Below are 17,028 nucleotides of genomic sequence, written 5' to 3'. Positions count from 1 at the left end.
CACCTCCGTCCCATGATCGGGCAGGGTGGTGAGGATCGCGCGATGTCGGCTACTGGGAGGCTCGCCCATGGACGGACGCTCACACCTTTCGAGAAGTGAAGATACGGGTGACCATCCATGGTAAAGGATGAGCAAAGCGGTCGGTGGTCCAGGGGCGCGGGACCGCACCCCTGGGCCGGTGCGGCCGTCAGGCGCGCAGCTCCTCCATGACGGGGGCGAACGCCTCCATGTTCGCCTCCAGGACGGTGAAGTAGGTGAAGCCGAACCGCTCGCGGTGGCCGCGCACCTGGTCCGCGATGTCCTTGACCGAGCCCGCCAGCAGCGCCGGGTGCTCCAGCAGCTCGTCCTCGGTGAGGTCCGGGGCGTGCTCGCCCAGCTTGCGTGCCGTGGCCCGGCGGTCCGCGCCGACGGCCACGATCTGCGCCAGGTAGTTCAGCTCGGCGGGCGTCTCGCGGCCGGCGGCGAACTCGTGGTAGACGGCCATCCGCTCGTCCATGACGGCCGGGCTCATCAGCACCAGGTCACCGGACGCGTTCGTGCTCGCCCCGGTGAACGCCGCGATGTCGGCGTGCCGCGCGGCCAGCCGCAGCACGCGCTTGCCGTTGCCGCCGAGCAGCAGCGGCGGGCGCGGTGCCCGCGCGGGCCGCGGTACGTGCTCCGGGTCGCCCAGCAGCCGGGTCAGCTCGGTGACCGTGTGCTCCAGGTGGTCCACGCGCTCGCGCGGCGAGCCGAACGGCAGGCCCGCCCTGTCGTGCTCCTCCTTCACATGGCCCGCGCCCAGTCCCAGCTCCAGGCGCCCGCCCGTGAGCTGGTCGGTGGTCGCCACCTCGCGCGCGAGCAGGGTGGGGTTCCACAGCCCGGCGTTGAGCACGAAGGTGCCCAGGCGTGGCCGCTCGGTCGCCTCCGCCGCCGCGACCAGCGAGGGGAACGGCGCGGGCATGCCGAGGTGGTCGGGTACGAGGATGACGTCGTACCCCAGGGACTCGGCCCGGCGGCACTTCTCGCGCCACTCGGCGGCGGAGCCGGGCGAGAGCATGTTGACGGCGAAACGGAACGGACGTGTCATGAAGGCCCCCTTGATCGTTCTTCGCGCCGACCTTACCGGAGGCTGACTCCGCTTAATATCCCGGGCCTGTCACCGGATCCGGGGAGCGCCGCCGGGCCCGTCCGGCTCGGCCGGGCGCCGGGCCACTCCCAGCACACAGGGGGAGACCGGGTTCGGCACCCGGGCCGCCGGGACGTTCAGCCGGCGGTACGCCCCGAGCTCGAAGCCCGCCGCCTCGATCGCCGCCAGCGGATCCCGTGCCGTGTGACAGCCGCCGAAGAGCACCGGCCAGACCGTGGCGTCCAGCACCCGCTGCACCGTCCCCAGCACCGGCCCCTCCGCCCGGCCGTGCTCGAAGAACCGCAGCTCACCGCCCGGCCGCAGGACCCGCCGCAACTCCGCGAGCGCCCGCCGCACATCCCGTACCGAACACAGCACCAGCGACGCCACCGCCGCGTCGAACGCCTCGCTCTTGACCGGCAGCGCCTCCGCCGCCCCCGGCACGACGTCGACCGGGACGCCCGCGCGGACCGCGGCGTCCACCGCGCGTCTGCGCAGCAGCCGTTCCGGCTCGATCGCCACCACCTCGGAGACCGTGTTCGGGTAGTGCGCGAAGTTCAGGCCGTTGCCCGCGCCGATCTCGATCACCCGCCCCGACAGCCCGGCCAGCAGCTCCCGCCGGTGCGCGGCGATGCCGGCGCGTTCGTCGAGGAGCGGGCTGAGCTTCGCGTAGTACCGGGCGAACACCGGATGGTGCACGGAGTCGTGCGGCGTCGTGGTGGACCGGAGCGACATGGCACACCCCTTCCCGGGGATACGGCGGTTATCGCGATTCTTCCCCCGCCAGGCGCACCCGCACCATTCCCGGTGTGTCCGGTGTACCGGTGTCATGGGTGTGGATTGTTCGTTCGGTGCGGGTCTGTCGCCGCCTGCGGCGGGAGTGCCCTGCGGGCACGTCCTCAAACGCCGGACGGGCTGAATGCGCACCTGCATCAGCCGACTCAAGCCTGTCCGGCGATTGAGGACACCGCCGCGCAGCGGTGGTGCGGACGACAACTACCCGCGCCCGGCCACAAGGCCCGCCGGCCCGGCCCACGTGCCGTTCAGCTCCGGTGCCAGCCAGCCGGTCGCCGCGGCGCGGAACTCCGCGGGCGGCAGCGCGCCCGCGCCCTCCGGGATCGCGCCCAGCAGTGGCGCGCCCGCCGCCTCGGGGAGGTCCGCGAGGTTGCAGCGGGCCGCCAGGCCGGGGTCCGCGGGCCAACTGCCGATCACGACACCCTGACAGCGCAGGCCGCGGGCGCGCAGCGCCTCCGCGGTGAGCGCGGTGACGTTGAGCGTGCCCAGCCCGGCCCGTGCCACGAGCAGCACGGGGGCGGCCAGCAGGCCCGCCACGTCCGCCAGTGTCGAACCGGCCTCGTCGAACCGGACGAGCAGCCCGCCCGCGCCCTCGACCAGGACCAGGTCGTGGTCGGCCGCCAGACGGGCCGCGGCCCGCTCGGCCTCGCGCGGCCGCACGGGCGCCCGGCCCGCGCGGCGGGCGGCGGTCCCGGGGGCCAACGGGTCGGGGAATCGGGCGAGTTCGCGGCCCGTCACCGGACCGGCGAGCCGCTGCACCTCCGCGATGTCACCGGGCTCGTCCGGGGTGACGCCGGTCTGGGCGGGCTTGAGCACGGCGACGGTCCGGTGCGCGGCCGTCGCCGCGGCCGCGACGGCCGCGGTGACGACGGTCTTGCCGACCTCGGTGTCGGTGCCTGTGACGACGAGAACTGTCATGTCTTCCACTTCTTTTCGGGGTGCCCCAGGGGTGTCCGCGGCCCGGCTACGCGACCCGCGCGGCGGCGCACACCGCCGCGCAGATCCGGGCCACGTCCTCGTCACCCGTCACATACGGGGGCATCGTGTAGATGAGGTTCCGGAACGGGCGGAGCCACACGCCCTCGCCGACCGCAGCGCGGGTCGCCGCCGCCATGTCGACCTCGTGGTCCAGCTCGACCACGCCGATCGCGCCGAGCACCCGGACGTCCCGTACCGAGGGCAGCGCGACCGCGTCGGCGAGGCCGTCGCGCAGGGCGGATTCGATGCGCTTGACCTCCGTCTGCCAGTCCTGGGACAGCAGCAGGTCGATGGACGCGCACGCGACGGCCGCCGCCAGCGGGTTGCCCATGAACGTCGGGCCGTGGGCCAGCACCGGGACCTCGCCCCCGGAGATGCCCTCCGCGACCCGTGCCGTGCACAAGGTCGCGGCCATCGTGAGATAGCCGCCGGTCAGCGCCTTGCCCAGGCACATCACATCGGGGGTGATCCCCGCATGCCCGGCCGCGAAGAGCCTGCCCGTACGGCCGAAGCCGGTGGCGATCTCGTCCAGGACCAGCAGCACACCGTGCTCGTCGCACGCCTCGCGCAGCACCCGCAGATACACCGGGTCGTGGAAGCGCATCCCGCCCGCGCCCTGCACCACCGGCTCCACGATCACGGCGGCGAGCTCGTGCGCGTGGCGCGCGAGGACCTCCCGCAGGTGCGCCGAGTAGGCGTCCACGGCGTCCGTGTCGTAGTCGTGCGGCGGCGCGTCCGCGAACACCTGCCGGGGCAGCGCCCCCGACCACAGCTCGTGCATCCCGCCGTCCGGGTCGCACACGGCCATCGGCTGCCAGGTGTCCCCGTGGTAGCCGCCGCGCCACGTCATCAGCCGGTGCTTCTCCGGCCGTCCCGCCGAGCGCCAGAACTGGAGGCACATCTTGACGGCCACCTCGACCGACACCGAACCGGAGTCGGCGAGGAAGACGTGTTCGAGGCCTTCGGGAGTGATCTCCACCAGGCGGGCCGCGAGCCGCACGGCGGGCTCATGGGTGAGCCCGCCGAACATCACGTGGCTCATCCGGCCCAGCTGTTCCGTCGCGGCCGCGTTGAGCACGGGGTGGTTGTAGCCGTGGACGGCGGACCACCACGACGACATCCCGTCGATCAACTCGTCCCTGCCGTGGGCCGGTTCGGCGAGCCGCAGCCGCACCCCCGACGCGGAAGCGACGATCAGCGGCTCCTGACGGCCCGGCATCGGGCCGTACGGGTGCCAGACGTGCTGCCGGTCGAGGGCGAGCAGTTCCCCGGAGGCGAGGGGCTCAGGCATTGGGCGGCAGATCCGTCCCCGCGCCCCGGCGGCGTACGGCGACCAGCTCCGGGCGCACCTCGCCCGGGGCACCGACCGGAACCGCTGCCTCCGTCTCAAGGGCTTCCGTCTCAAGGGCGGCTACCTCGGGAGCCGCAGGAGCCTCGGCGCCGCCGTCCCCGCACGGCCCGCAGCCGCCACCGCCGTGCCCGCCGCAGCCGCCGGCCAGGGCGTCGGCGCGGTGCTCGGGCAGGGTCGTGGTGTCCGTGCCCTCCACCTCGAAGCCCGCGTCCTCGATCATCGCCAGGTCGGCCTTGCCCTCCTGGCCCTCACTGGTCAGATAGTCGCCGAGGAAGATCGAGTTGGCCAGGTGCAGCGCCAGCGGCTGCATCGAGCGCAGGTGCACCTCGCGGCCGCCCGCCAGCCGGACCTCCACGTCCGGGCAGACGAACCGCACCATCGCCAGGATCCGCAGCGCGCGCTGCGGGGTGAGGTTCCACTCCTTCGCCAGCGGCGTCCCCTCGAAGGGGATGAGGAAGTTGACCGGCACCGAGTCCGGGTCCAGCTCCCGCAGGGAGAACACCACGTCGACGAGGTCGGCGTCGGTCTCTCCCATGCCCGCGATCAGCCCGGAGCACGCGGACATGCCCGCCGCCTGCGCCTGCTGCACGGTCTCCACGCGGTCGGCGTAGGTGTGCGTCGTGGTGATGTCGCCGTACGTGGCCTCGGAGGTGTTGAGGTTGTGGTTGTAGGCATCGGCACCCGCGGCGCGCAGCCGCTCCGCCTGACCGGCGGAGAGCAGCCCGAGGCAGGCGCACACCTCGACGTCCTCGTTCTGCTCCTTGATCGCCTCGATGGTGCGGGTGACCCGCTCCACGTCCCGGTCCGTCGGCCCGCGCCCGCTGGCCACCAGGCAGACGCGCTTCGCGCCGCCCGCGACACCGGCGGCCGCCGCCTGCGACGCCTCCTCCGGCTTCAGCCAGGTGTACTTCAGGATCCCGGCCGTGGAGCCGAGCCGTTGCGAGCAGTACGAGCAGTCCTCGGGGCAGAGCCCGGACTTGAGGTTGACCAGATAGTTCAGCTTCACCCGGCGCCCGAACCACTTGCGGCGCACCTTGCCCGCCGCGGCCACCACATCGAGCAGTTCGTCGTCGGAGGTCGCCAGTACGGCGAGCGCCTCTTCACGGGTCGGCAGCTCCCGCCGCAGCCCCTTGTCCACCAGCGTGTTCAGCAGGTCCATGGCCGAGATCCTTACGCACCGCACCGCCCCGGGCCAATGGAGATATCGCACAACAGCCGCCTTTTGAGGTGTGTGTATTGCCACACCCTGACCAGGCGCGACGGGGACTACGTTCTATGCACTGCATACAAAGCGGGGCCCTGGGCAGCGCTGTGCTCCCACCCCCCGTCGCCCCACCACGGAAACGACAAGGACGGCCGATGCCCCAGGACCCGTTCGACTGGATCGACCGGCACCACGAGCGCCGCCTCGCCGCCGGTCTGGTGCGGGACCTGCGTCCGCGCCCCGCCGATTCGCCGCTGGTCGACCTGGCGGGCAACGACTATCTGGGGCTCACCCGGCACCCGGAGGTCACCGCGGCCGCGGCCGAGGCCGCGCTGCGGTGGGGCGCGGGGGCGACCGGTTCGCGACTGGTCACCGGCAGCACCGCGCTGCACGCCCGGCTTGAGGAGGAACTGGCCGCCTTCTGCGGGTTCGAGGCGGCCCTGGTGTTCTCCTCGGGCTACGCGGCCAACCTCGCCGCCGTCACCGCCCTCACCGGACCCGCCGACCACGCGACCCTCGTGGTCTCCGACGCCGGCAACCACGCCTCGCTCATCGACGGCTGCCGGCTCGCCCGGGCAGGGACCGCGGTGGTCCCGCACGCCGATCCGGAAGCGGTCCGCAAGACGCTCGACGCCCACGGCGGCCGCGCGCTGGCCGTCACCGACTCCGTCTTCTCCGTCGACGGCGACGCCGCCCCGCTGGCCGAGCTCGCCGACGCCTGCCGGGCGCACGGCGCGGCCCTGCTCGTGGACGACGCGCACGGCCTGGGCGTCCTCGGCGAGGGCGGCCGCGGGGCCGTGCACGCGGCGGGACTCGCCGGCGCGGAGGACGTCGTCGCCACCGTCACCCTGTCGAAGTCGCTGGGCAGCCAGGGCGGTGCGGTCCTCGGCCCGGCCCGGGTGATCAGGCACCTCGTCAGCAACGCCCGCACCTTCATCTTCGACACCGGCCTCGCCCCGGCGGCCGTGGGCGCGGCCCTGGCGAGCCTCGGAGTGCTGCGCCGCGAGCCGCAGCGCGCGGCGCGCGTCCGGCACGTCGCCCGCGAGCTGCACCGCGGGGTGACGGCCGCGGGCCTCGAAGCCGTACGGCCCGACGCGGCGGTGGTGTCCGTACGGGCGCCGTCCCCCGAGGCGGCGGTGCGCTGGGCGGCCGACTGCCGGGAGGCCGGGCTCGCGGTCGGCTGCTTCCGGCCGCCGTCCGTGCCCGACGGCGTCTCGCGGCTGAGGCTGACCGCCCGCGCGGACCTGTCGGACCGGCAGGTCGAGGAGGCGGCCGGCACGGTCGTACGGACCGCACCGGCCGCCTGACGGCTCACGTCGTACGGTCGGGGGGACGGAGGGAGCCGTCGCGCAGTCCTCCGACGAAGGAGGACCAGGCGGCGGAGGAGAGCAACAAGGCGGACAGGGCGGTGTTCTTCGAGTCGCGCACGGCCAGGAGCCCGGGGGCCAGGCCGGCCGTCTCCACGCAGTTGTTCATTCCGGTGCTGTAGCTGCTGCGTCGCCACACTGCGCCGCACAGGGCCGAAGGGGAAGGTACGTACCGAGGCATTGCGGACATGGTGCCTCCTTACGCGCCGTCGTTGATCCCGGCGATGAAATCCAGCGAGTTCTCGTGCGAGAGGGCGTGCGCCCGCAGCGTGGTGAATGCCTCGGCGTACGCCCGGAGGTCTTCTTTCCGCTCGAGGTAGAGGCTACTCGTCAAATGGTCGAGAACAACCACGTCCAGATCAGCAATGCGCGGAAATGAGAAAATAACAAAAGGCCCGGTGATGCCAATATGGCCGCTCCTGGAGAACGGCAGTACATGCAGCCGCACATGACGCTGCGCACCCGTTTCCACCAGATGCCTCAACTGCCCGGCCATGACCTCCCGTCCACCGACCTGGTGGCGGAGCACAGCCTCGTCCAGCACGGCACACAACTCCAGCGGACTGTCGCCGCCCAGCACCGACTGCCGTGCCATGCGCACCCGTACCAGCTTCTCCACCTGTTCCGGCGGCGGGTCGTTGAGCGCCGCACGGGTCACCGCACGGGCATAAGCAGGAGTCTGGAGGAGGCCCGGCACGACCGTCGTCTCCAGGGTGCGTAACCGTGACGCCTCCGATTCCAGGCTGATGAAGTCGAGATACGCCGGGGGCAGCAGATTGCGGTAGGCGTACCACCAGCCCCGGCGGGCGCCCTCCGCATCGGCGGTGCCCGCGCCGCACAGTGCTCCCAGCAGCGCGCGCAGTTCGGGGTCCGACACACCGTAGGCGTCCAGCAGCAGCGCGACGTCCGAGGACTTCACGCCACTGCTGCCCGTCTCGATGCGGCTGACCTTCGACTGGTGCCAGCCCACCGCGTGCGCGGCCTCCAGGCTGGTCAGTCCGGCGAGTTCGCGCTGGCGGCGCAGCTCGCCACCGAGTTTGCGGCGGCGCACCGCGGGTCCGTTTCGCATAGCCCTGCCTCCGCCTGTGATGAACATGGTGTTTCTTGTCAATAGACCACTGTGCCGCCGGAATCCGGTCGCTCGTCGTAGAGTTCACCGCTTCGAGCGACAGATATATGCAGATACTGGGGGATCGCCCGCATCACCCCCATTTCCGGTGGCAGGCTGTCGGACAGAGCCGTCCGGAAGCGCTCTCGACTTCACGACGCATTGCGTCGGAGTCCGCTCCCGGCGGGAAAGGGACAGCGCCATGGCAGATCATCAAGAAGCCACCGTCACCCTGCCGAGCGCCCCCGCCTCGGTCTCCACCGCACGCCGCTATGTGGCCGGCGTGCTCGCGGACTGGGGGCTGCCGGGCGGCACGGAAGCCGCCGAGACCATCCGGCTGATCGTCTCCGAGCTCGCCACCAACGCCGTGCAGCACACCCGCGGCCAGTCGCCCACCTTCACCGTCGAGGTCCGGCTCGAACTCGACCGGCAGCTGCGGATCGGGGTCACCGACAGCCACCCGCGCTTCCCCCGCAGACTGCCCGCCGCCGTCCAGCAGGACAACGGGCGGGGCCTGGTCATCATCCGCTGCCTCACCGCGGAGCGCGGGGGAAGGGTCTTCTTCACCCCGAACCCGGACGGCGGCAAGACCGTGTGGATCTCGATGCCCTGGACCGTGCCCGCCCTCAGCGCCGAACGGTGAGGGCGGGGCCGGGGCCCCGCACGGCGTGCGGGGCCCCGGTGCGGCGTCGCGGCCGCCTTTCGCTGTGTGTGCCGGCGGGTCAGTCCACCCGGCCGTAGCGGACGTTGTTCGTCCAGATCCGCTCCAGGCGGACCACCGCACCCGTCTTGGGCGCGTGCCAGATCCTGCCGTCGCCCGCGTATATCCCGACGTGGTAGATGCCCTGGCCGGAGACGAAGAACACCAGGTCGCCGGCTTCGCGGGCGGCGCGGGGGATGTGGGTGGTCCGGTTGTACTGCTCGGCGGCGGTGCGGGGCAGGCTCTTCCCGGCCCGCTTGAAGGAGTAGAGGGTCAGGCCCGAGCAGTCGAAGCGGTAAGGGCCGGTCGCGCCCCACTGATAGGGGGAACCCTGTTTCGAGGCCGCGATGTGCAGTGCGTTGGTGGCGACGGTCGATGCCTCGGCTCCCGTCGCGCCGCCCGGCACCAGCACCGTGGCGCCGACGGCGGCGAGCGTGAGCGCGGAGGCCGCGCCGGCCCTGGACATCATTGACGGACGTTTGTGCGCGCCCATGTGCCAACCCTTCGTCAGCCGCCTGTGAAGGATGACCTGTCGGGTTCGGGCAGGCGAAGATGCCCGGCCGTGTCAACGGCTTCACCCCAAGGGCCGACCGCACTACTCTTGGTCGTCCCACCGTGCTCGGGTCCTCCATCCCCACCGGTGCGTTCGGTCGACCCGGCATCCAGACAGCGGCGGGGTTCGGCGTCCGCCTGGACCGCCCCGCCGGGATGGCGGGGTCTTGTCGTCGACCGGATCTTGGCGCAGCCCAGGTACGGATTCCGAGCGGAACCAGAGGTATGTGAGGCTGCTCACTCCCGGGCAATTCCGCTGGACACGACGGGGATTGTCCGTTTCGGCGAACCCCTGTTGAGCCCCTGGCCTGGGGGCCCGCGGCACCGCTCCGGCGCGGCGTGCTCGCCCGGTTGAAATCGATCACCGCGCGTCGTCTACGACACCGTCCGGCGTCTGGGGGAGCGGTGTTTATTCGCCCGCCGACCCGTGATCCATGGGCGCGGGCGGGAGTGCGAGCGGGACCGCGCCCCGACGCGCCCGTCGCGCCCCGGCCCGGACCGGCACCGGGCGCGCCAGGCTGCTCCCGGGCAACTCCCGCCCACCGCCCTCGAACGCGGCTGCGAGGGCTTCGCGCGGTCCCGCGCGGGCGACGCGCGCGGTCTGCGGCGCCCGTAGCCCGTCGTACGTGTCATGAGGGTGCGGCGGAGTGATCCGGCCCAGAAGATCCAGTAGATGCAGACGGCAGCGGCACGCGGTCCCGGCCCGGATCGCCGGATCCGTCCCTCCGGCCTCTCCGGTCCCGTGCGACCCCTCTGGCCATGGATGCGCAAAGAGTCAGTTAACGCGTTGGAAAACCTTCCGCTCTAATCTGCAATCCCTGGCTGTCCGATGAAGAACCCCAGGTCAAAGGTTGTAGAACTCTTGTGTGCCCCCGTTGGGTTCCGCTAGGGGGACTGGTTCGTCAGTGAGGTGGACGCATGCAACTCTCCCCGCATGAGCAGGAACGCCTGCTTCTCCATGTGGCCGCCGACGTAGCCGAGAAGCGCCGGGCCCGTGGGGTGCTGCTCAACCACCCCGAGGCGGTGGCCCTGATCACCGTGCACGTCCTCGAAGGCGCCCGCGACGGCCGGACCGTCGCCGAGCTGATGTCCTCCGGGCGCAAGGTGCTCGGCCGCGCCGAAGTGATGAGCGGCATACCCGAGATGATCCACGAGGTCCAGGTGGAGGCCACCTTCCCGGACGGCACCAAGCTCGTCACCGTGCACGAGCCCATCGGCTGAAGGGAAGACCGCCATGATTCCCGGAGAGTTCCTGCTCGCCGACGCCCCCGTCCCCCTCAACCAGGGGCTCCACCGCACCCGCCTCACCGTGCTCAACGCCGCCGACCGGCCCGTGCAGGTCGGCTCGCACTACCACTTCGCCGAGGCCAACCCCGGCCTCGACTTCGACCGCGCCGCCGCCCGCGGCAAGCGGCTCGACATCGCCGCCGGCACCGCCGTGCGCTTCGAGCCCGGCATCCCCGTCGAGGTCGGCCTGGTGCCGATCGCCGGCAAGCGCGTCGTCGAGGGGCTGCGCGGCGAGTGCGGGGGACCGCTCGATGACTGAGCTCAGCCGGGCCGCGTACGCCGATCTGTTCGGCCCCACGGCGGGGGACCGTATCCGCCTCGCCGACACCGACCTCCTCGTCGAGATCGAGGAGGACCGCAGCGGCGGCCCCGGACACGCCGGGGACGAAGCGGTCTTCGGCGGCGGCAAGGTCATCCGGGAGTCCATGGGCCAGTCCCGCGCGACCCGCGCCGACGGCGCCCCCGACACCGTCATCACCGGCGCCGTCGTCCTCGACCACTGGGGCGTCGTCAAGGCCGACATCGGCATCCGCGACGGCCGCATCACCGGCATCGGCAAGGCCGGCAACCCCGACACCATGGACGGCGTCCACCCCGACCTCGTCATCGGCCCCGAGACCGAGATCATCGCGGGGAACGGCAGGATCCTCACCGCCGGGGCCGTCGACGCCCACGTCCACTTCATCTGCCCGCAGATCGCGGACGAGGCCCTCGCCTCCGGCGTCACCACGCTCGTCGGCGGCGGCACCGGCCCGGCGGAGGGCAGCAAGGCCACCACCATCACCCCCGGCTCCTGGCACCTCGCCCGGATGTTCGAGGCGATGGAGGGCTACCCGCTGAACGTCGGCTTCCTCGGCAAGGGCAACACCGTCTCCTACGACTCCATGCGCGCCCAACTGCGCGCCGGGGCCGTCGGCTTCAAGATCCACGAGGACTGGGGCGCGACCCCCGCCGTCATCGACGCCTGCCTGTCCGTGTGCGAGGAGAGCGGCGCCCAGCTCGCCATCCACACCGACACGCTCAACGAGGCGGGCTTCGTCGGCGACACCCTCGCCGCGATCGCCGGGCGCTCCATCCACGCGTACCACACCGAGGGTGCGGGCGGCGGGCACGCGCCCGACATCATCACCGTCGTCTCCGAGGCCAACGTCCTCCCCAGCTCCACCAACCCGACCCGCCCGCACACCGTCAACACCGTCGACGAACACCTCGACATGCTGATGGTCTGTCACCACCTCAACCCCGCCGTGCCCGAGGACCTCGCCTTCGCCGAGTCCCGCATCAGGCCCGGCACCATCGCCGCCGAGGACGTCCTGCACGACCTGGGCGCCATCTCGATCATCTCCTCCGACTCCCAGGCGATGGGCCGCGTCGGCGAGGTCGTGCTGCGCACCTGGCAGACGGCGCACGTGATGAAGCGGCGGCGCGGCGCCCTGCCGGGGGACGGGGCCGCCGACAACCGGCGGGCCCGGCGCTACGTCGCCAAATACACCATCAACCCGGCCGTCGCGCAGGGCCTCGACCACGAGATCGGCTCCGTCGAGACCGGCAAGCTCGCCGACCTCGTGCTGTGGGAACCGGCGTTCTTCGGCGTCAAGCCGCTGCTCGTCATCAAGGGCGGCCAGATCGCGTACGCGCAGATGGGCGACGCGAATGCGTCCATCCCCACCCCGCAGCCGATCCTGCCGCGGCCCATGTACGGCGCCGTGGGCCGCGCCCCCGCCGCCAACTCCCTGAACTTCGTCACCCAGTGGGCCCTCGACGACGGCCTCCCCGAGCGGCTCGGCCTCGGCAAGCGCTTCACCCCGATCCGCAGCACGCGCGGCGTCACCAAGGCGGACATGCGCAACAACGACGCACGCCCCCGGGTGGAGGTCGACCCCGACACGTTCACCGTCACGGTCGACGGCGACGTGATCGAACCACAGCCGGTGGCGGAACTGCCCATGGCACAGCGCTACTTCCTCTTCTGATGACAGCTGGGAAGACCGGTGCGCCGTCGGGCTCGCGGGCCGCGCTGCTCGTCCTCGCCGACGGGCGCTTCCCCGCCGGAGGGCACGCGCACTCCGGCGGCGCCGAGGCCGCCGTCAAGGCGGGCCGCGTCCGGGATGCGGGCACCCTGGAGGCGTTCTGCCGGGGGCGGCTGCACACCGCGGGGCTCACCGCGGCCGGGCTCGCCGCCGCGGCCGCCGCGGGCCTCGACCCGCTCGCGCTCGACGAGGCCGCCGACGCCCGCACACCCTCACCGGCCCTGCGCGCCGCCGCGCGCCGGCTCGGGCGCCAGATGACCCGTGCCGTACGGGCCACGTGGCCCTCGCCCGAGCTGGAAGCGCTGGTCGCGGCCCGGCCGCGCGGCGCCCACCAGCCGATCGTGCTCGGGCTGGCCGCCCGCGCCGCCGGACTGACTCCGCTGGACGCCGCGTACGCCGCCGTCTACGAGTCGGTCGGCGGGCCCGCGACAGCGGTCGTACGGCTGCTCGGTCTCGATCCGTTCGAGGCGACGGGCGTCCTGGCCCGGCTGGCACCGGAGCTGGACGCGGTGGCGGCACGGGCGGCCGACGCGGCGGGCGAGGGGCTGGACGCGCTTCCGGCGTGCGCGGCACCGCTGCTCGACATCACGGCGGAGGTGCATGCGGCGTGGCCGGTGCGGCTGTTCGCGACGTAGGGGGCATTTCCCCTGTCCCGCCCCTTCCCGGCCGTGTCGACCTGCGGCTCCACCGCGTGAGGGGGAGACCCCGGCCCCCCGAAGCGGCTGCGCCGCTTGTCCTCGATCGCCGGACGGGCGAAGCGCGGTCCGCGGGTCCGCGGCGGAGCCCCCACGCGGCTGCGCCGCACATCAGACGCGGCCGGCAAGGGGCGGGACAGGGGGACAGAACCGACCCGCACGACGACCACCGACCTCCCGGGAGGGAAACCATGCATCTGGACCACGACGACTCCGGCTACCCCCAGCGCCACACCTACAGCGCCGCCCACCCGCTCCGCGGCGACGGCTCGCGCCGCGCCCTGCGGATCGGCCTCGGCGGACCCGTCGGTTCCGGGAAGACCGCCACCGTCGCCGCGCTCTGCCGTGAGCTGCGCGACCGGCTGTCCATCGCCGTCGTGACCAACGACATCTACACCCGCGAGGACGCCGAATTCCTGCTCCGCAACGCCGTGCTGCCGCCCGAGCGCATCACGGCCGTCGAGACCGGCGCCTGCCCGCACACCGCGATCCGTGACGACATCTCGGCCAACCTCGAAGCCGTCGAGGACCTGGAGGACGCGGTCGGGCCGCTGGACCTGATCCTCGTCGAGTCCGGCGGCGACAACCTCACCGCCACCTTCTCCAAGGGGCTCGTCGACGCGCAGATCTTCGTCATCGACGTCGCGGGCGGCGACGACATCCCGCGCAAGGGCGGCCCCGGCGTCACCACCGCCGACCTGCTCGTCGTCAACAAGACCGACCTCGCCCCCTACGTCGGCGTCGACCTGGCGGGCATGGCCCGCGACGCCAAGGCCCAGCGCGGGGAACTCCCCGTCGCCTTCACCTCCCTCGCCACCGAGGGCGGCGTCGGTCCCGTCGCCGACTGGGTACGCGCGCAGCTCGCCACCTGGACCGCCGGATCCCGATGACCCTCGCACCCGTACGGCCCGAGCCCGCCGCGGGGGTCCGGGCCGCCGCCCGGATCGTCGCCACCCCCGACGGCAGGGGCGGCACCGCCCTGCCCGTCCTCGACGGCGCGGGTCCGTTCGCGCTGCGCAGGCTCCGGGCGTCCGGGCCCGAGGCGCGGGTGGCCCTCGTGGGCGCGATGAGCGCGCCCCTCGGCGGCGACCGGCTCACCCTCACCGCCGAGATCGAGGACGGCGCCGCCCTGCGCTTCTCCACCACGGCGGCGACCATCGCCCTGCCCGGCCGTACGGGCGAGCCGGCCACGTACGACACCCGGATCCGCGTCGGCGACGGGGCCACGCTGCACTGGCTGCCCGAGCCGCTGATCTCCGCCCGGGGCAGCGACCTGCGCAGCACCACCCGGGTCGAACTCGCGCCGACCGCGCGGCTGGTGCTCCGCGAGGAGCAGATCCTCGGCCGCGCGGGCGAGCCGCCGGGCCGGCTGACCGCACGGCTGACGGTCCACCGCGCCGGCCGCCCGCTCTTCGACCAGGAGCTGTCGTACGGGCCCGGGGCGCCCGGCTGGGACGGCGGCGCGGTGCTCGGCGGCCACCGGGCCGTGGGGCAACTCCTCGTCGTCGACCCGGCCTTCGAGGACGCCCCGGTGGAGCCGCGCCCGCTCGGCGCGACGGCCGCCGTCACCCCGCTCGCCGGGCCGGCCGCCGTGGTGTGCGCGGTCGCCCCGGACGGCCTCCAGCTCCGAAAAGCACTGGAAGCAGGCGACTTGACGGCAGATCGCACCATGCGGGCGATTTGATGCGACGGGGGTGAACGGCGACACATGTGGCGCCTTTTGTGTCGTCATTCTTACGGATTAGTAAAGAAACCCCTGTGGAACCTGTCCTTTATGGCAAGGGAGACGGAAGGATCCCAGCAGCAGCATTGCGATCATCGCCGCGCCACGCGGCGCATCAGCAGGGGGATTCCTACGTGAGACCTACATCAATACTCGGCGCGGCCGGCACTGCGGTGACCGGCGCGCTGGTGGCCGGGTTCCTGACCGCCCCGGCAGCCGGCGCGGTCGACCGCGTGCCGGGCGGCGCCGCCGAGGCGCACGGTGTGCAGGTCGCCGCCGCGAAGGCGGCGAAGTCGGGCATCAAGTGGCAGGACTGCCCTGCCGACTGGGCCCTGGAGAAGCCGATCGAGTGCGGTTTCGTCACGGTGCCCGTGGACTACCGCAAGCCGAACGGCCGCACCATCAAGATCGCCGTGGACCGGGCCCGGTCCACCGGCACCACCGCCGAGCGCCAGGGCTCGCTGATCTACAACCCCGGCGGCCCCGGCGGCTCCGGCATGCGGTTCCCCAAGCGGATCACGACCAAGAGCCCGCTGTGGACCAAGACCGCCAAGGCGTACGACTTCGTCGGCTTCGACCCGCGCGGCGTGGGCCACTCCGCCCCGATCTCCTGCATCGACCCGCAGAAGTTCGTGGCGGCGCCCAAGGCCGACCCGGTGCCCTCCAACGAGGCCGACAAGCTCGCCCAGCGCAAGCTGGCCCGGCAGTACGCCGACGGCTGCGCCCAGCGCAGCGGTGACCTCCTGCCCTACCTCACGACGGCCAACACCGCCCGTGACATCGACGTCGTGCGTGCCGCCCTCGGCGAGAAGAAGCTCAACTACCTGGGCGTCTCCTACGGCACCTACCTCGGCGCCGTCTACGGCACGCTCTTCCCCGACCACGTCCGCCGCCTGATCGTCGACAGCGTCGTCAACCCGGCGCAGGAGAACATCTGGTACCAGGCCAACCTGGAGCAGGACGTCGCCTTCGAGGGCCGCTTCAAGGACTGGGAGAAGTGGGTCGCCCAGCACGACGCCGTCTTCCACCTCGGCAGCACCCAGGCCAAGGTCCAGCAGGGCTGGGAGAAGATCCGCGCCACCGCCAAGAAGAACCCCATCGGCGGGGTCGTCGGCCCGGCCGAGCTCATCAACTTCTTCCAGAGCGCCGCGTACTACGACTCCTCGTGGGTCCCGGTCGCCGAAGCCTGGAGCAAGTACGTCGCCGGTGACAGCAAGCCGCTGATCGCCGCGGCCGGCCCGAACCTGGCCGACAAGACGGCCAACATCGCCGCGGAGAACGGCAACGCCGTCTACACCGCGGTCGAGTGCGCCGACGCCAAGTGGCCCACCAACTGGAAGAAGTGGGACCGGGACAACACCCGCGTCAACCGCCAGGCCCCCTTCATGACCTGGTCCAACGCCTGGATGAACCTCCCCTGCGCCACCTGGAAGGCCCCGCAGGGCACGCCCGTCGAGGTCGCCACGCACAAGGGTCTGCCGAAGACGCTCATCGTCCAGAGCACGCGTGACGCCGCCACCCCCTACGCGGGCGCGGTCGAGCTCCACAAGCGCTTCCAGGGCTCGCGTCTGATCACGGAGCAGGGCGCCGGTTCGCACGGCGTCACGGGCCTCGTGAACCCCTGCATCAACTCCCGTGTCGACGCCTACCTCCTCGAAGGCAAGGTCGACAGCAAGGACGTCACGTGCGCCCCGCACGCCGTCCCGGAGCCCCCGAAGGCCACTGCAGCCAAGTAAGGCCAAGGCGCTGCCGGTCAGAGCCCGAGGACAAGAGATCGCGCCCCGGCCCGTCAGGGACCGGGGCGCGATCGCTTTGCGACATTCGGCGAGGCGTCTCGGCTGCTGCCCGCATGGGCGCGATGCCTGCATTTGATCGCACTTTCTTGCGTATCCGTGGGGTTTCTTGCAGCGGTCCGCCTTGATCATCTCCCATTTTTCTCCCACCCTCGCGGGCTGAGCCGGGCCCAGGCCGCCAACTTGGGAGGTTGGGGGTGCGGCCTGGGCCCGGCGTCTTGGGCCGCAGTAAGTGCGCTTGCGGCGGGGGGTGGGGCTTCCGGATTTGCGGCTGCTCCACTGAGGGCATCTTGATATATCAAGACTGGAACGGATTCCTAGCCTGATCTCTCCACAGGTG

At 72.4% G+C, this 17,028-nt stretch carries 17 protein-coding genes and 1 riboswitch; of the genes, 9 read left to right on the top strand and 8 right to left on the bottom strand.

The window, feature by feature from the left end:
- Positions 1–187 precede the first annotated feature (187 nt).
- From AB0435_RS11580 to bioB, 5 genes are all read right to left on the bottom strand, one after another.
- Positions 188–1,066, bottom strand: coding sequence for a TIGR03621 family F420-dependent LLM class oxidoreductase (locus tag AB0435_RS11580; protein ID WP_366426773.1), 879 nt, complete (start codon positions 1,064–1,066; stop codon positions 188–190).
- A 69-nt stretch (positions 1,067–1,135) separates the two neighbouring features.
- On the bottom strand, positions 1,136–1,840 hold the full coding sequence (locus tag AB0435_RS11575) for a class I SAM-dependent methyltransferase (protein ID WP_366002603.1): 705 nt from the start codon (positions 1,838–1,840) through the stop codon (positions 1,136–1,138).
- Between the two features lie 261 nt (positions 1,841–2,101).
- Positions 2,102–2,818, bottom strand: coding sequence for a dethiobiotin synthase (bioD, locus tag AB0435_RS11570; RefSeq protein WP_366426772.1), 717 nt, complete (start codon positions 2,816–2,818; stop codon positions 2,102–2,104).
- A 46-nt stretch (positions 2,819–2,864) separates the two neighbouring features.
- Positions 2,865–4,169 carry an adenosylmethionine--8-amino-7-oxononanoate transaminase gene (locus AB0435_RS11565; RefSeq protein WP_366426771.1) on the bottom strand — a complete coding sequence of 435 codons (1,305 nt, stop codon included), beginning with the start codon at positions 4,167–4,169 and terminating at the stop codon, positions 2,865–2,867.
- Complete coding sequence (bioB, locus tag AB0435_RS11560) at positions 4,162–5,388, bottom strand: biotin synthase BioB (protein WP_366002600.1); 1,227 nt, start codon at positions 5,386–5,388, stop codon at positions 4,162–4,164. The genes AB0435_RS11565 and bioB overlap by 8 nt, the downstream gene beginning before the upstream one ends.
- 200 nt (positions 5,389–5,588) lie before the next feature.
- Between bioB and AB0435_RS11555 the strand changes: the two genes are divergently transcribed.
- Positions 5,589–6,740: an 8-amino-7-oxononanoate synthase gene (locus AB0435_RS11555; RefSeq protein WP_366426770.1), complete on the top strand. Its 1,152-nt coding sequence runs from the start codon at positions 5,589–5,591 to the stop codon at positions 6,738–6,740.
- 4 nt (positions 6,741–6,744) lie between these two features.
- Here the strand turns inward: AB0435_RS11555 and AB0435_RS11550 are convergent, their stop codons facing one another.
- Together AB0435_RS11550 and AB0435_RS11545 are read right to left on the bottom strand one after the other, a co-directional pair.
- Positions 6,745–6,990, bottom strand: coding sequence for a DUF397 domain-containing protein (locus tag AB0435_RS11550; protein WP_366002598.1), 246 nt, complete (start codon positions 6,988–6,990; stop codon positions 6,745–6,747).
- Positions 6,991–6,999: 9 nt separating this feature from the next.
- Positions 7,000–7,869, bottom strand: a complete 870-nt coding sequence (locus AB0435_RS11545; RefSeq protein WP_366002597.1) for a helix-turn-helix transcriptional regulator — start codon at positions 7,867–7,869, stop codon at positions 7,000–7,002.
- A gap of 241 nt (positions 7,870–8,110) precedes the next feature.
- On the opposite strand from AB0435_RS11545, the gene AB0435_RS11540 reads away from it, so the two are divergent.
- The gene (locus AB0435_RS11540) at positions 8,111–8,551 is read left to right on the top strand and encodes an ATP-binding protein (protein ID WP_366002596.1); all 441 of its coding nucleotides are present in this window, start codon (positions 8,111–8,113) and stop codon (positions 8,549–8,551) included.
- A gap of 79 nt (positions 8,552–8,630) precedes the next feature.
- Here the strand turns inward: AB0435_RS11540 and AB0435_RS11535 are convergent, their stop codons facing one another.
- On the bottom strand, positions 8,631–9,101 hold the full coding sequence (locus AB0435_RS11535) for a C40 family peptidase (RefSeq protein ID WP_366002595.1): 471 nt from the start codon (positions 9,099–9,101) through the stop codon (positions 8,631–8,633).
- A gap of 4 nt (positions 9,102–9,105) precedes the next feature.
- Positions 9,106–9,303: riboswitch (cyclic di-AMP (ydaO/yuaA leader) on the bottom strand.
- A gap of 775 nt (positions 9,304–10,078) precedes the next feature.
- On the opposite strand from AB0435_RS11535, the gene AB0435_RS11530 reads away from it, so the two are divergent.
- The 7 genes from AB0435_RS11530 to AB0435_RS11500 all read left to right on the top strand — a co-directional run bounded on the left by AB0435_RS11530 (position 10,079) and on the right by AB0435_RS11500 (position 16,631).
- On the top strand, positions 10,079–10,381 hold the full coding sequence (locus tag AB0435_RS11530; RefSeq protein ID WP_366002594.1) for an urease subunit gamma: 303 nt from the start codon (positions 10,079–10,081) through the stop codon (positions 10,379–10,381).
- Between the two features lie 13 nt (positions 10,382–10,394).
- Positions 10,395–10,706 (top strand): urease subunit beta, encoded by a 312-nt coding sequence (locus AB0435_RS11525; protein WP_366002593.1) that lies wholly within the window; start codon positions 10,395–10,397, stop codon positions 10,704–10,706.
- Positions 10,699–12,420, top strand: coding sequence for an urease subunit alpha (locus AB0435_RS11520; RefSeq protein WP_366002592.1), 1,722 nt, complete (start codon positions 10,699–10,701; stop codon positions 12,418–12,420). The genes AB0435_RS11525 and AB0435_RS11520 overlap by 8 nt, the downstream gene beginning before the upstream one ends.
- Positions 12,420–13,112 (top strand): urease accessory UreF family protein, encoded by a 693-nt coding sequence (locus AB0435_RS11515; RefSeq protein ID WP_366002591.1) that lies wholly within the window; start codon positions 12,420–12,422, stop codon positions 13,110–13,112. Before AB0435_RS11520 ends, AB0435_RS11515 begins: the two co-directional genes overlap by 1 nt.
- Before the next feature lie 251 nt (positions 13,113–13,363).
- On the top strand, positions 13,364–14,062 hold the full coding sequence (gene ureG, locus AB0435_RS11510) for an urease accessory protein UreG (protein ID WP_366002590.1): 699 nt from the start codon (positions 13,364–13,366) through the stop codon (positions 14,060–14,062).
- On the top strand, positions 14,059–14,856 hold the full coding sequence (locus AB0435_RS11505) for an urease accessory protein UreD (protein WP_366002589.1): 798 nt from the start codon (positions 14,059–14,061) through the stop codon (positions 14,854–14,856). The genes ureG and AB0435_RS11505 overlap by 4 nt, the downstream gene beginning before the upstream one ends.
- Positions 14,857–15,029: 173 nt before the next feature.
- The gene (locus tag AB0435_RS11500) at positions 15,030–16,631 is read left to right on the top strand and encodes an alpha/beta hydrolase (RefSeq protein WP_366002588.1); all 1,602 of its coding nucleotides are present in this window, start codon (positions 15,030–15,032) and stop codon (positions 16,629–16,631) included.
- Positions 16,632–17,028: the final 397 nt, after the last annotated feature.

This window comes from Streptomyces sp. NPDC051173, assembly GCF_040689515.1.
Classification (GTDB): Bacteria; Actinomycetota; Actinomycetes; order Streptomycetales; family Streptomycetaceae; genus Streptomyces.
The sequence above is the reverse complement of the archived record's forward strand: the minus strand, read 5'-3'. Positions and strand labels throughout refer to the sequence as shown.